The 13,050-nt window shown below is 70.5% G+C and carries 13 protein-coding genes and 1 tRNA gene; 13 read left to right on the forward strand and 1 reads right to left on the reverse strand.

Features of this window, described 5'->3' with window-relative positions:
• The first annotated feature begins 32 nt into the window (after positions 1–32).
• From FHX33_RS05700 to FHX33_RS05755, 12 genes are all read left to right on the forward strand, one after another.
• Positions 33–1,661 carry an ABC transporter substrate-binding protein gene (locus tag FHX33_RS05700; RefSeq protein ID WP_021758009.1) on the forward strand — a complete coding sequence of 543 codons (1,629 nt, stop codon included), beginning with the start codon at positions 33–35 and terminating at the stop codon, positions 1,659–1,661.
• Positions 1,662–1,737: 76 nt separating this feature from the next.
• The gene (locus tag FHX33_RS05705) at positions 1,738–2,835 is read left to right on the forward strand and encodes an ABC transporter permease (protein WP_021758010.1); all 1,098 of its coding nucleotides are present in this window, start codon (positions 1,738–1,740) and stop codon (positions 2,833–2,835) included.
• Position 2,836: 1 nt separating this feature from the next.
• Positions 2,837–3,916 carry an ABC transporter permease gene (locus FHX33_RS05710; RefSeq protein WP_021758011.1) on the forward strand — a complete coding sequence of 360 codons (1,080 nt, stop codon included), beginning with the start codon at positions 2,837–2,839 and terminating at the stop codon, positions 3,914–3,916.
• A complete protein-coding gene (locus FHX33_RS05715) occupies positions 3,913–5,592 on the forward strand; it encodes a dipeptide ABC transporter ATP-binding protein (RefSeq protein WP_021758012.1) in 1,680 nt (559 codons plus the stop codon). Before FHX33_RS05710 ends, FHX33_RS05715 begins: the two co-directional genes overlap by 4 nt.
• Positions 5,593–5,610: 18 nt before the next feature.
• Complete coding sequence (locus tag FHX33_RS05720) at positions 5,611–6,459, forward strand: ATP-binding cassette domain-containing protein (protein ID WP_021758013.1); 849 nt, start codon at positions 5,611–5,613, stop codon at positions 6,457–6,459.
• A 20-nt stretch (positions 6,460–6,479) separates the two neighbouring features.
• Positions 6,480–7,496: a D-isomer specific 2-hydroxyacid dehydrogenase family protein gene (locus FHX33_RS05725; protein WP_081703875.1), complete on the forward strand. Its 1,017-nt coding sequence runs from the start codon at positions 6,480–6,482 to the stop codon at positions 7,494–7,496.
• 88 nt (positions 7,497–7,584) lie between these two features.
• Positions 7,585–7,660: transfer RNA gene (locus tag FHX33_RS05730), tRNA-Asn, on the forward strand.
• Between the two features lie 141 nt (positions 7,661–7,801).
• Positions 7,802–7,996: a hypothetical protein gene (locus tag FHX33_RS05735; RefSeq protein ID WP_021758015.1), complete on the forward strand. Its 195-nt coding sequence runs from the start codon at positions 7,802–7,804 to the stop codon at positions 7,994–7,996.
• A gap of 104 nt (positions 7,997–8,100) precedes the next feature.
• The gene (locus FHX33_RS05740) at positions 8,101–9,282 is read left to right on the forward strand and encodes a sensor histidine kinase (protein ID WP_021758016.1); all 1,182 of its coding nucleotides are present in this window, start codon (positions 8,101–8,103) and stop codon (positions 9,280–9,282) included.
• Complete coding sequence (locus FHX33_RS05745) at positions 9,279–9,941, forward strand: response regulator transcription factor (protein ID WP_021758017.1); 663 nt, start codon at positions 9,279–9,281, stop codon at positions 9,939–9,941. The genes FHX33_RS05740 and FHX33_RS05745 overlap by 4 nt, the downstream gene beginning before the upstream one ends.
• A 140-nt stretch (positions 9,942–10,081) precedes the next feature.
• Positions 10,082–10,405: an SHOCT domain-containing protein gene (locus FHX33_RS05750; protein WP_021758018.1), complete on the forward strand. Its 324-nt coding sequence runs from the start codon at positions 10,082–10,084 to the stop codon at positions 10,403–10,405.
• 75 nt (positions 10,406–10,480) lie between these two features.
• Positions 10,481–11,359 (forward strand): sensor histidine kinase, encoded by an 879-nt coding sequence (locus FHX33_RS05755; RefSeq protein WP_021758019.1) that lies wholly within the window; start codon positions 10,481–10,483, stop codon positions 11,357–11,359.
• Positions 11,360–11,401: 42 nt separating this feature from the next.
• Here the strand turns inward: FHX33_RS05755 and def are convergent, their stop codons facing one another.
• Complete coding sequence (def, locus tag FHX33_RS05760; protein ID WP_021758020.1) at positions 11,402–11,968, reverse strand: peptide deformylase; 567 nt, start codon at positions 11,966–11,968, stop codon at positions 11,402–11,404.
• A gap of 40 nt (positions 11,969–12,008) precedes the next feature.
• Between def and FHX33_RS05765 the strand changes: the two genes are divergently transcribed.
• On the forward strand, positions 12,009–12,974 hold the full coding sequence (locus FHX33_RS05765) for a DMT family transporter (protein WP_039921027.1): 966 nt from the start codon (positions 12,009–12,011) through the stop codon (positions 12,972–12,974).
• Positions 12,975–13,050: the final 76 nt, after the last annotated feature.

The following is a 13,050-nucleotide window of genomic DNA, read 5'->3' on the forward strand; positions in this document are numbered from 1 at the left end:
GGCTGTCCCACACCAGGAAGAGGTATTCGGATATGAGATCCGCACACACCCGCGGTCGGCGCATCCTCGCCGTCTCGGCCGCGTTCGCGGCGTCGGCGCTCGTGCTCGCCGGCTGCTCCGGGAGCAACAGCAGCTCCGGCGGCGGCGGCACGCTGACCATCGGAACGACGGACAAGATCACGTCGATCGACCCGGCCGGCTCGTACGACAACGGTTCGTTCGCCGTGATGAACCAGGTCTACCCGTTCCTTCTGAACACGCCGTACGGCAGCCCGGACGTCAAGCCGGACATCGCCGAGAGCGCCTCCTTCACCGCACCGAACGAGTACACGGTGAAGCTCAAGAAGGGCCTCAAGTTCGCCAACGGTCACGACCTGACCTCCTCGGACGTCAAGTTCACCTTCGAGCGCCAGCTCAAGATCAACGACCCGAACGGCCCCGCCTCGCTGCTCGCGAACCTGGACAGCGTCTCGGCCCCGGACGACACGACGGTCGTCTTCAAGCTGAAGGTCGCCAACGATCAGACGTTCCCGCAGGTGCTCTCCAGCCCGGCCGGCCCCATCGTCGACGAGCAGGTGTTCTCGGCCGACAAGGTGACGCCGGACGCCGACATCGTCAAGGCCCACGCGTTCGCCGGCCAGTACGACATCTCGAGCTACGACTTCAACAACCTCATCGCGTACAAGGCGAACCCGAACTACGACGGCCTGCTCGGCAAGCCGGCGACGTCGAAGGTCAACGTCAAGTACTACGCCGACTCGTCGAACCTGAAGCTCGACATCCAAAAGAACTCGATCGACGTCGCGTACCGCAGCCTCTCGGCCACGGACATCGACAGCCTGTCGAGCGACAAGAACGTCAAGGTCATCAAGGGCCCGGGCGGCGAGATCCGTTACGTCGTGTTCAACTTCAACACGCAGCCGTACGGCGCCACGACCCCCGAGGCCGACCCGGCGAAGGCACTGGCCGTGCGCCAGGCCGCGGCCGACCTGGTCGACCGCGCGGCGATCGCCAAGCAGGTCTACAAGGACACGTACACGCCGCTGTACTCCTTCGTCCCGGAGGGCCTGACCGGCGCCACCACCGTGCTGAAGGACCTGTACGGCGACGGCAACGGTGGCCCGAGCCTCGACAAGGCGAAGCAGACCCTGGAGGCCGCGGGCGTCACGACGCCGGTCGCGCTGAGCCTGCAGTACAACCCGGACCACTACGGTCCCTCCTCCGGTGACGAGTACGCGCTCGTCAAGGAGCAGCTCGAGAAGGGCGGCCTGTTCAAGGTCAACCTGCAGTCGACCGAGTGGGTGCAGTACTCGAAGGACCGCACCGCCGACGTGTACCCGGCCTACCAGCTGGGCTGGTTCCCGGACTACTCCGACGCCGACAACTACCTGTCGCCGTTCTTCATCAAGGACAACTTCCTGGCGAACCACTACGACAACGCCGAGGTCCAGTCCCTGATCGAGCAGCAGCTCGGGACGACCGACAAGGACGCCCGCACGAAGCTGATCGAGGAGATCCAGGCCAAGGTGGGCGCCGACCTCAGCACGCTGCCACTGCTGCAGGGTGCGCAGGTCGCGGTCGTCGGCAAGGGCGTCTCGGGCGCCGACAAGACGCTCGACGCGTCGTTCAAGTTCCGTTACGCGGCCCTCACCAAGGGCTGAGCCAGACTTCTGGCAACCGGGGGCGGTCCGCCGAGTGCGGGCCGCCCCCTCCTACGAACCACCACGATTGGCTTCCATGACCGCGACTGTCAGCACGCCGGCGCCGGGCACCGCCCCCGGGCCGGAGCGCACGAAGGCGAAGCGACGATCGGGAGGCGGCCTCGGCCGCTATCTCATCATCCGTGCGCTGCTCATCATCCCCACGATCTTCATCCTCGTCACCGTCGTCTTCTTCCTGATGCGCTCGACGGGTGACCCCATCACGGCCGCCCTCGGCGGCAAGCTGCCTCCGGAGCAGCTGCAGGCCCGCATCCACGAGGCCGGGTACGACCGCCCCCTGATCGTCCAGTACTTCGACTACCTGGGCCAGATCCTGCGGGGCGACTTCGGCACCACCTTCACGGACCACCAGCCCGTCACCCAGGTGCTCATCACCTACGGCGCTGCGACGCTGGAGCTGGCGTTCTACGCCCTCATCGTCGCGTTCATCGTCGGCATCCCGCTCGGGATGGTCGCGGCGTACTTCCGCGACAAGGGCCAGGACGCCGTCCTCCGCGTGTTCGCGATCATCTGCTACGCGACGCCCGTCTTCTTCGCCGGGATGCTGTTGAAGCTCGTGTTCGCCGTCTGGCTCGACTGGCTCCCGGTTGCGGGACGCGCGTCCACCAGTTCCGAGATCGAGATGCAGACGCTGGACAGCAAGACCGGGATCTACCTGATCGACTCCATCCAGACCGGCGATCCGGCGGTTGTGGGGGATGTGCTCGCGCACGCGGTGCTCCCGGGCATCGCGCTCGGCCTGCTGACGGCCGGCGTCTTCCTCCGGCTCGTGCGCACCAACGTGATCGGGACGCTGTCGACCGACTACGTGGACGCGGCGCGTTCGCGCGGGGTACGGGAGAGCCGGCTCGTGCGCAAGCACGCCTACCGCCCGGCGCTCATCCCGATCATCACGGTCATCGGCCTGCAGATCGCGCTCCTGCTGGGCGGCGCGATCCTGACCGAGAAGACGTTCGAGTGGAAGGGGCTCGGCTTCCAGCTCTTCCACTACCTGTCGGCGCGCGACTTCGTCGCCGTGCAGGGCCTGGTCGCGCTGCTCGCGGTCATCGTGGCGCTGACGAACTTCATCGTCGACGTCATCGCGGCCCTCATCGACCCGAGAGTGAGGTACTGAGATGACTCAGACCGCTCACACCACCCAGCCGACGCCGAAGCGCTCCTTCTGGTCGCGTCTGCCCGTCATCCACCAGCTGCGCCAGAGCGTCGGGCTGCAGCGGGGGATGCTCATCGCCGGTCTCGTCATCACCGGCGTCTTCATCCTCGTCGCGATCTTCGCGCCGATCATCGCCCCCTACGGCTTCTCGCAGCTGAGCGGTCCCGGCGGTCAGTTCGGCTCGCAGAACCCGCCGAGCGCCCAGCACATCTGGGGCACGACGGTCGGCGGCTACGACGTGTTCTCCCGCACGATCTGGGGTGCGCAGACTGCGCTGCTCGTGATCATCGTCGCGGTCATCCTGTCGATCTTCGCCGGCGTCGTCCTCGGTCTCGTCTCCGGCTACTTCGGCGGCTGGCTCGACCGGGTCCTCGTCGTGATCTGCGACGCGATCTACGCGTTCCCGTCGCTGCTGCTTGCGATCATCGTCGCCATCGTCGTGAGCGGCGGCCAGTCCAGCCTGTGGGGCGGCATCCTCGCGGCGGCGATCTCGATCACCGTCGTGTTCATCCCGCAGTACTTCCGCGTGATCCGCGCGGAGGCGGTGCGCATCAAGTCGGAGGCGTACGTCGAGTCGGCGCGGGTCGTAGGAGCGAGCAACGGTCGGATCATGTTCCGTCACGTCCTCCGCAACTCCACCCGCACACTGCCGCTGATCTTCACCCTCAACTCCTCCGAGGCGATCCTCACGCTGGCGGGCCTCGGCTTCCTCGGCTTCGGCATCGAGCCGACCGCTGCGGCCGAGTGGGGCTACGACCTCAACAAGGCCCTCTCGGACGTGACCAGCGGGATCTGGTGGACCTCGGTCTTCCCGGGCGCGGCGATCGTGCTCGTGGTGCTCGGCATCACCCTGGTCGGCGAGAGCCTCAACGACCTGGCCGACCCGCGACTGCGCGGGCGCCGCCGGGCGGCTGCGGCGTCGGGCCTGGTGGCCGAGACGTCGGTGGTCGCCGGAGGCCCGCTCACCGCGGGTCCTGCGGGGCTGGATGGACTGGAGGGCGGCGAGTCCTTCGACGAGCACGGAATCGAGGTCAAGCCATGAGCGACGTGGTGCAGATCGACAACCTGTCGGTGACGTTCGCGACCGACGCCGGACCGGTGAAGGCCGTCGACGACGTGACCCTGCGGGTCGGACCGGGAGAGGTGCTGGCGATCGTCGGCGAGTCCGGCTCGGGCAAGACCGTGACGGCGAAGACCATCCTGGGCCTGCTGCCGGAGACGGCGACCGCCTCGGGCGCCGTCGTGCTCCGGAGCAAGGACGGGACGAGCGAGGCGGATGTCGTCTCGTTGACCAAGCATCAGCTGCGGGCCGTGCGCGGCACCGACGTCGCGATGGTGTTCCAGGAGCCGTCGACGGCGCTCAACCCGGTCTATCCCGTCGGCTGGCAGATCGCCGAGGGCCTGCGCGCCCACGGCCGGATCTCCAAGAAGGAGGCCCGGGCGAAGGCGATCGAGATCCTCGAGCGCGTCGGCATCCCGGAGCCGGAGAAGCGGGTCAAGTACTACCCGCACCAGTTCTCCGGCGGCCAGAAGCAGCGCATCGTCATCGCGATGGCCCTCGTGCTGAACCCCGGCCTGATCGTGGCGGACGAGCCGACGACGGCCCTCGACGTGACGGTGCAGGCGGAGATCCTCGATCTGCTGCGCCGCTGCCGCGACGAGTTCGGGGCCGCGATCGTGCTCATCACCCACAACATGGGCGTCGTCGCCGACCTGGCCGACCGCGTCGCGGTGATGTACCAGGGCGAGCTCGTCGAGCAGGCCGACGTGCGCACGCTGTTCGCCTCGCCGCAGGCGGAGTACACGAAGAAGCTGCTCGCGGCCGTGCCGAAGATCGGCCAAGGCGCCGTGCAGACGCGCGAGCGTGCGGAGGCGCGGGAGGCGGCGCCCGACGTCGCACCCGTCGTCACGGCGCAGGACCTGCGCATCCAGTACCCGGGCCGCCTCGGCCGCCCCGGGTTCGTGGCGGTGGACGGCGTCGACTTCCAGATCCGGCCGCGGGAGGTGCTCGGCCTGGTGGGCGAGTCCGGCTCGGGCAAGACCACCATCGGACGCGCCATCGCCGGGCTGACCAAGGTCAGCAGCGGGTCGCTGAAGGTGCTCGGGATCGAGATGAACGGGGTCCGCGAACGCGAGTTCCGGCCCGTGCGGAGCGACATCGGGTTCGTCTTCCAGGACCCGGCGTCGAGCTTCAACCCGCTGCTCACCATCGCGGACTGCGTGGCCGAGCCGCTGGTGGTGCACGGCCGCGCCGACTCCCCGGCGGATGCGCGCATGCGGGTCGACGAGCTCCTGGAGGCGGTGCAGCTGCCGCGCAGCTACGGCGACCGCTTCCCGCACGAGCTCAGCGGTGGTCAGCGGCAGCGCGCCAGCCTGGCGCGCGCTCTCGCGCTGGAGCCGTCGCTGCTGATCGCGGACGAGCCGACCTCGGCGCTCGACGTCTCGGTGCAGGCCCGCGTGCTGGAGCTCTTCGCCGAGCTGCAGCGCGAGTTCGGGTTCGCCTCCCTCTTCATCAGCCACGATCTGGCGGTCGTCGATCTGCTCGCCGACCGGATCGCGGTGCTCCACCACGGGTTGCTGGTGGAAGAGGGGACGGGGGAGCAGGTGCTCGGCGACCCGCAGGACCCGTACACGCAGCGCCTCCTGGCGTCGCTCCCGGTGCCCGATCCGATCGAACAGGCCGAGCGGCGCGAGGCGCTGCGCACATTGCGGGGGTAGACCGCCTAGGGTCGATCTGTGAGTTCCGATCCCGCCGTCCTCGTCAGCGACCTTTCCGTCGAGTACCCCGCGCGGGGCGTCAGCCGGTCGTGCGTCGCCCTGCGCGGGGTCAGTTTCCGGTTGGAGACGGGGCAGATCCTGGGCGTGCTGGGCGAGACCGGCTCCGGCAAGAGCACGCTCGCCGAGGTCCTGGCGGGGCACGTGCTGCCCGCGCGCTCGGCCGATCCCGGTCCGCGGATCAGCGGCGGTGAGGCCACGGTGCTCGGCCACCCACTGCGCAAGGCGCGCAAGCGCGACCTCGCCGAGGTCACGTTCCACGTCGGGTACCTCCCGCAGGACGCCGCGAGCACGCTCGAGCCGTCGTTGAGCGTGCAGGACAACGTCACGCTGCCGATCTTCGAACGCGACCAGCACTACTCCCGCCGGGCGGCGGGGGAGCGTGCAGCCACCATCCTCGACACGGTCCACCTGCCGCTGAGCGTGCTGGCGAAGTACCCCTACGAGCTGAGCGCAGGGCAGCGACAGCGGGTGGCGCTCGCGCGCGCCCTCGTGCTCGGCCCGAGCGTACTGGTCGCGGACGAGCCGACGGCCGGGATCGACGCGACCGTCCGCGACGCCGTGATCGACCTGCTCGCCCAGCTGCGCGGACACGACGACTTCTCCGCCGTCATCGTCAGCCACGATCCCGCGGTGCTCCGCCGCGCGACGGACGCCTGCCTCGTGCTGCAGGGCGGCCGGACCGTCGGCTACGGCCCGATCGAAGACGTTCTCGCCGATCCCGCTCACCCTTTCGTCGCCGGTCTCGCCCGCGCGCTCGGCACCACCTCGCGCCGCACCGAACGGCGCCCGCAGCACACCGCCGATTGATCAAGAACCAGGAGTCCGACATGCCCGAAGCGAACACCGGCCGAGGGGCCGGTCAGCACCGCGCCGTGCTCGCGGTGGAGGCCGAGCCGCTGCCCGAGGACCAGCGGCCCGAACCGGGCCCGATCGCCGTGCTCCCGCACGCCGAGCAGGCGTTCATCGATGCCGTCGAGGCGTCGGGAGGAGCCGTCGAGCCGATCTCGGACGCGACCCGCGGCCTCGTCTGGCTCGACTATCGCGATCCCGAGGGGTTCGCAGCGGCGCTGGAGTCGCATCCCGCGATCGGCTGGGTGCAGCTGCCGTTCGCCGGCGTGGACGCGTTCGCCCGCACGATCGCCGCCGAAGCGCGACCGGGGCTGATCTGGACGAGCGCGAAGGGCGCCTACGCCCAGCCGGTCGCCGAGCACGCCCTGACCCTGACACTCGCGCTGCTGCGCGTGCTCCCAACGCGCGTGCGTGCGCGTAGCTGGGCGACCGAGCCGGAAGGCCGCTCGCTCTACGGGATGGACGTGGTGATCATCGGCGCCGGCGGCATCGCGCTCGAGCTCATCCGCCTCCTGGAGCCGTTCGGCGTGCGGATCACGGTCGTGCGCCGTTCGTCCGATCCAGTAGCGGGCGCGGAGCGGACCCTGCCGACCGACCGGCTCGGCGAGGCGCTGCCGTCCGCGGACGTCGTGGTCGTGGCGGCCGCGCTCACCGGCGGCACCCGGCACCTCCTGGGCGAGGAGGAGTTCGCGGCGATGAAGAAGTCGGCCGTGCTGGTCAACATCGCCCGCGGTGGACTGGTGGACACGGATGCCCTGCTCGCCGCACTGCGCGAGGGCCGCCTCGCCGGTGCGGGTCTCGACGTGACGGATCCGGAGCCCCTGCCCGACGGGCATCCGCTCTGGGACGAGCCGAACTGCCTCATCACGCCGCACCAGGCGGACACCCCGGAGATGGTCGCCCCGCTGCTCGCGGAGCGCGTCCGGCTCAACGTCGCGGCGTTCCTCGGAGACGGTCGTTTCGTCGGCCTGGTGGACCCGGAGGCCGGCTACTAGCGGCCGACGCACGCGACGCGCGCGAGATGCGGGCCCGATTTCTCAACCGGCCCGAATCCTTGCTACAGTGGCTTCGCTGATCAAGCATTCCTCGATAGCTCAATTGGCAGAGCAGCCGGCTGTTAACCGGCAGGTTCTTGGTTCGAGTCCAAGTCGGGGAGCCACCGGATCCCGGTCACCCGCCCAGCAGGGCGGTGTGACCGGGATCTTTCGCTTTCCATGCCGTGCACGGAATACATCCTCCGTTCACCATCCGGGTCTACCCTCCGACCCTAGAGCAGCGGCTCTGACCAGAGGAGGGCGCCATGAGCGAGGGACGCGAGGATGCGGGTACGCCGGAGGAACCCGACGAGCCGTACGAGGAGTTCGAGGACGACGACGACGCGCAGGCGGCGCGGGTCGAGGAGGCGGGCCTGACCGCCTTCGGTGGACCGGCGTTCGGCACGCTGTTCGAACCCGTCCAGGACGACGGCGGGTTCGACGCCGAGCACAACCCGTGAGGCGGCCGTACGTGAGCCGCGTACTCCCGGGGGAGTAGCCGGGAGTACCCGGCAGCCACCCCCGGGCGCACGACCGCGGCCCGACGCGTGATTAGCATGGGGAGATGCCCCTCTCCCCGCGTGACGAGACCCCCGTCGGCACGCGCACGCCGCCCTGGACGGATCGGGAAGGACCGCGCGGCACGCGCTGGTTCCCGGTGGTCGTCGTGGCGCTGCTCCAGCTGCCCGGGCTGCTGATCGCGTTCTTCGACGCGGCGGGACACCCGCTCACGGCGGTCGCGATGCTGATCGCCTTCCTCTCGTCGGGCCTGCTCGCGCTCGGCCGGGCGCATCCCGGACCCGTCGTGGTCGCCATCGCCGTGCTGTGCGTGCCGGCGATCGCTCTGACGAACGGCCCGCCGCTCAGCGCCCTGCCGCTGGCCTTCGCCGTGGTCGGCGCCGTGGTCCGCGGCGCACGCGTGTGGGCCTGGTGGACGCTGGCCGCCTTCGCGGTCGCAGCGCCACTCGCCGCGTTCCTGCTGACGTCACGGCCGACCTCCATCATCCGTCCGCTGATCCTCGCGCTCGTGCTGGTCCTGTTGCTGGGCGTGGGGGAGGCGCTGCGCAACCGCCGCGAGCGTTTCCGCGAGGTGTCCCGCACCCTCGCCGCACGCCGCGAGGCAGCGGCCGAGGCGGAGCGGCTGCGCATCGCCCGCGAGCTGCACGACGTGCTCGCGCACTCGCTCTCGCAGATCAGCGTGCAGGCGGGCGTCGGCCTCCACCTCTTCGACACCCGGCCCGAGAAGGCGCGCGAGAGCCTGGAGGCGATCAAGACGACCAGCGGTCAAGCGCTCGAGGAGGTGCGGGGCGTGCTCGGCTTCCTCCGCTCGGACGGCTACGCCGACCGGTCTCCCGAGCCCGACGTCTCGCGGATCCCCGTGCTCGTCGAGACCTATCGCCGCGCGGGACTCGAGGTCACGTACGAGAACACCCTGCCGCACGGCGCCTCCGCGGCCACGGGCCACGCGCTCTACCGCATCGTGCAGGAGTCGCTGACCAACGCCGGGCGCCACGCCCAGGCGCAGCACGTCGACATCCGCATCGCGGAGGTCGACGGCTGGTACGTCCTCACCATCGCCGACGACGGGCGCGGGCGGCCCGATGACGCCGTGACCGAGGGCAAGGGGATGCTCGGGATGCGCGAGCGCGCCGAGCTGCTCGGAGGGCGGTTCGGCACGCGCGCGACCGACGGCGGTGGCCTGACCGTCGAGGCGCGTCTCCCGGCGCGACCGGCGGAGGCCGCATGATCCGGGTCGTGCTGGCCGACGACCAGCATCTGGTGCGGGCCGGCTTCCGTGCTCTGCTCGAGGCGGAGGACGGCCTGGAGGTCGTCGGGGAGGCCGCGACAGGGCGAGAGGCGGTCGACGTCATCCGCCGCACCGCGCCCGACGTGGTGCTGATGGACATCCGGATGCCGGACGGCGACGGTCTGTGGGCGACCGGTGAGATCGTGCGGGACCCCGCCCTCGCGGGCACCCGGATCGTGATCGTGACGACCTTCGAGCTGGACGAGTACGTCGCTCAGGCGATCGTCGCGGGCGCGAGCGGCTTCCTGGTGAAGGACACCGAGCCGGTCGAACTGCTGCGCGCCATCCGTGTCGTCGCCGAGGGGGATGCCCTGCTGTCCCCGGGCGCGACACGGCGCCTCCTCTCCCGGGTCGCGGGCGGTCTGGGGCCGGCGCCGGACCTCGAGCGCCTCGCGGTGCTGACCGAGCGCGAGCGGGAAGTGCTCGCCCTGGTCGGACACGGCTTGACCAACGCGGAGATCGCCGAGCGGCTGTACCTGAGCCCTCTGACCGCGAAGACCCACGTCTCGCGCATCATCACGAAGCTCGGCGCGCGCGACCGCGTGCACCTCGTGGTGCTCGCCTACGAGACCGGCCTGGTGCGGCCGGGTCAGGTGTGACGCCGAGCCTCGGGCCGACGCTGCTCCCGGGGGAGTAGGCCAGGTCACTCCCCGGGGCGGATTCGCGGAACCGGTGCGACGCGGAGGCTGGAGTCACCGTCCGCGAGAGCCGCGGGCGGCATCGACCGATTGGACCCACCATGTTCAGCTCCGCCGTCGCGACCGCACTGGCCGCCGCTCCCTGCACCGTCTGGGCCGGTCCCGGCTTCGGGTTCGGCTGGTTGTTCCTCCTCATCCCCCTCTTCTGGATCGCCGTCTTCGTGCTCATCTTCAGCCTGGCCGGGCGTCGCTGGCGTCGTGCCGCGGCCGCCCGCGGTGGTTTCGGCGGGCCCGGATGGGCCCACTCCGCGACCCGCTCCGCCGAGCAGACGCTCGCCCAGCGCTACGCGAACGGCGACATCGACGAGGTCGAGTACCGCGCGCGGCTCGAAGTGCTGCGAGCGAACCGCTCCGACGGCGTCTGACCGGCGCCGGCAGCCCCCTCGCGCGGCCCGGGATAGGATCTTCCGGGCCGCGCAGGCGGCCGAGGAAGGACCGTGATGACCCCGCTCGCTCTGATCATCGGCGCCGTGCTGCTGGTGGCGGCGCTCGCGCTCCTGACCCTCTGGCTGTTCGAGAACCGCCGCTACCGCCGCCTCCGCGACTCCCGCGAGGAGTCGGAGTGGGACCGCATCGACCGTGAACTCGAGCTCGCCGAGCAGGCGGGGCGGTTCCGCATCGCGGGCGAGCTGGGCGACGTGGCCGTGCAGACCGTGACCCGGCTGGTGGCGCAGGCAGAGGGCATCCGCTACGCCGCCTCCACCGATCCGGCCGCCGCCGCCCGGTCCACTCCGGCGCTCGAGACCGCCGCCCGGGATGCGCTCGGCGACCTGCGCCGCCTCCAGAACGTCGTGCGGGAAGGGCAGGACGCCGCTCAGCCGCAGCCGCGCCTCCACTCCGCCCGCGACCTGTTCCGGATCATGCGCGACGCCGGCATCGAGGTGACGTTCACCGAGACCGGCGAGTCGTTCGCCCTCCGCCAGGGCGCCGAGCTGGCCGTCTTCCGCATCCTGCAGACGAGCCTGGAGAACGCGCTGAAGCACGGCGGCCCCGGCACGCGGGTCTCCGTCTCGTTCGTCTGGACCCAGGACGGCCTGCAGGTGAGCGTCGAGGACGACGGCATCCGCGCCGCCGCCCGGCGCCAGGGCCTCGACCGCGAGGGAGTGGATGCGGCGACCGCGTACTCCATCGAGGAGGACCTGCGAGCGGTCACCGCGTACTACGAGGGCGCGGGTCTGAACGAGCTGCGCGATCGCGCCGCGCTCTTCGGCGGGGTGCTGAATGCGAAGACCGTCCCCGGCGTCGGCTTCACCCTGGCGGTCGTGTTCCCCGCCCTGCGCCACCACAACGGCGTGCACGGCGTGGAGCTGCGCCGCTAGGAGGCCACGCTTCCGAACGCCGCTGGCGGGAGCCGACGGAGGTCAGTCCTCCAGGTGGTCGCGACCCGGCAGCCAACTGAGTCCGGGCACGCCCCAGCTGTTCTTGCGCTGCGTCTTCGCCGCGGTCTTGGCGTACGGGTGCGCGAGGCGGTCGACGTAGAGCACGCCGTCGAGGTGGTCGAACTCGTGCTGGAAGATGCGCGCCAGCCAGCCGTCCGCCTCGATCTCGAACGGCTCGCCCGTCAGATCGACGGCGCGCAGGATGACGTACTCGGCCCGGCGCAGCGGGAAGCGCTCGCCCGGGAACGACAGGCAGCCCTCGGACTCCTCGTCCTCGTCCAGTTCGTCGATCGAGAGCGGGCTCTGCCAGAGCACCGGGTTGATCGCCACGCCGCGGTGCAGGACGTCGTCGTCGTCCGTCCAGCCGAAGACGAAGAGGCGCAGCGGCACGCCGACCTGCGGGCCGGCGAGGCCGACGCCCGGGGCCGCGTCCATCGTCTCGAACATGTCCTCGACGAGCTGTCGCAGCTCGTCGTCGAACTCCGTGACGGGTGCGGCGGGGGAGTGCAGGACGGGGTCACCGGTGATCCGGATGGGGAGGACGGCCATTCGGCAAGACTATCGGCTGCATGTTGGGTAGGGTCGTGGGGTGGGAACGGAACTGATGGACGCGCTCGAGCTGACGTACCAGCCGAGCCAGCTCCTCGGCATCCCCATCGCGCTCGTGGGCGCGTGCTTCCTCTCGATCGGCGCGCAGCTGCAGCACCACGGCGTCGCCAAGGTGGAGTCGCAGACCAGCGACGCGTCGTCCGGCCTGAACCTGCGCCAGCTCGGACTGCTGCTCGCGCGGCCGTCCTGGGTGATCGGCACGCTGCTGCTCGGCCTGGCGATCGTCTTCCAGCTCGTGAGCCTCAAGCTGTCGCCGCTGATCCTGGTCCAGCCGCTCGGTGTGGTCGGGCTCGTGATCACGAGCATCCTGAACGCACGAGTGAGCGGCGTGCGCCTCAACCGGCGCTCGGTGGTCGCCGTCAGTCTCTGCGTGGGCGGTGTCGGCGCGTTCGTGCTGATCGCGGCGGTGTTCGCGCGGGACGTGCCCGTCACGAGCCGGTCGCTGATCATCATCCTGATCATCCTGGCGTTCGTGCTGCTCGTGTTCGGGAGTCTGTTCTTCTTCCTGCGGCACCGGTTCAAGGCGATCATGTACATCGTCGGCGCCGGCGTCCTCTACGGCTTCGTGGCGACGCTGGCGAAGGTCGTCATCGACCGCGTCTCGAACAACGAGTGGGACTGGCTGCTGGTGCTCTGCATCGTCGCCCTCCTCGCCGCGGCCGGGCTCGGTGCGTACTTCGTGCAGAACGCGTACTCGTCCGGCCCGCCGGACCTGGTCATCGCCGGCCTCACGGTCATCGATCCACTCGTCGCCGTGACCATCGGAATCGTGGTCCTCGACGAGGCCGCCGGCGCCCCCTGGTGGGCGATGGTCGGCTTCGCGCTGACCGGCGCGGTCGCTATGTACGGCGTCTTCCAGCTGGCGAAATACCACCCTCAGGCCTCCTCCGAGACGCCGCCCGCCGCGCGCGTCGCAGAGACCTCGACGGAATCCGGCCTAGACTAAGCCGTTGAATCGGCCGGAGCGGACCACCGCCCGGCACGCCGAAACCGTCGCCGGACCACCGACCCGGCCCACGACA

The organism is Leifsonia aquatica (assembly GCF_014190775.1).
GTDB lineage: Bacteria > Actinomycetota > Actinomycetes > Actinomycetales > Microbacteriaceae > Leifsonia > Leifsonia aquatica.

Coding starts and splice junctions, on each gene's coding strand:
- FHX33_RS05700 (WP_021758009.1), top strand. CDS start 33: ATGAGATCCGCACACACCCGCGGTCGGCGCATCCTCGCCGTCTCGGCC.
- FHX33_RS05705 (WP_021758010.1), top strand. CDS start 1,738: ATGACCGCGACTGTCAGCACGCCGGCGCCGGGCACCGCCCCCGGGCCG.
- FHX33_RS05710 (WP_021758011.1), top strand. CDS start 2,837: ATGACTCAGACCGCTCACACCACCCAGCCGACGCCGAAGCGCTCCTTC.
- FHX33_RS05715 (WP_021758012.1), top strand. CDS start 3,913: ATGAGCGACGTGGTGCAGATCGACAACCTGTCGGTGACGTTCGCGACC.
- FHX33_RS05725 (WP_081703875.1), top strand. CDS start 6,480: ATGCCCGAAGCGAACACCGGCCGAGGGGCCGGTCAGCACCGCGCCGTG.
- FHX33_RS05735 (WP_021758015.1), top strand. CDS start 7,802: ATGAGCGAGGGACGCGAGGATGCGGGTACGCCGGAGGAACCCGACGAG.
- FHX33_RS05740 (WP_021758016.1), top strand. CDS start 8,101: ATGCCCCTCTCCCCGCGTGACGAGACCCCCGTCGGCACGCGCACGCCG.
- FHX33_RS05745 (WP_021758017.1), top strand. CDS start 9,279: ATGATCCGGGTCGTGCTGGCCGACGACCAGCATCTGGTGCGGGCCGGC.
- FHX33_RS05750 (WP_021758018.1), top strand. CDS start 10,082: ATGTTCAGCTCCGCCGTCGCGACCGCACTGGCCGCCGCTCCCTGCACC.
- FHX33_RS05755 (WP_021758019.1), top strand. CDS start 10,481: ATGACCCCGCTCGCTCTGATCATCGGCGCCGTGCTGCTGGTGGCGGCG.
- def (WP_021758020.1), bottom strand. CDS start 11,968: ATGGCCGTCCTCCCCATCCGGATCACCGGTGACCCCGTCCTGCACTCC.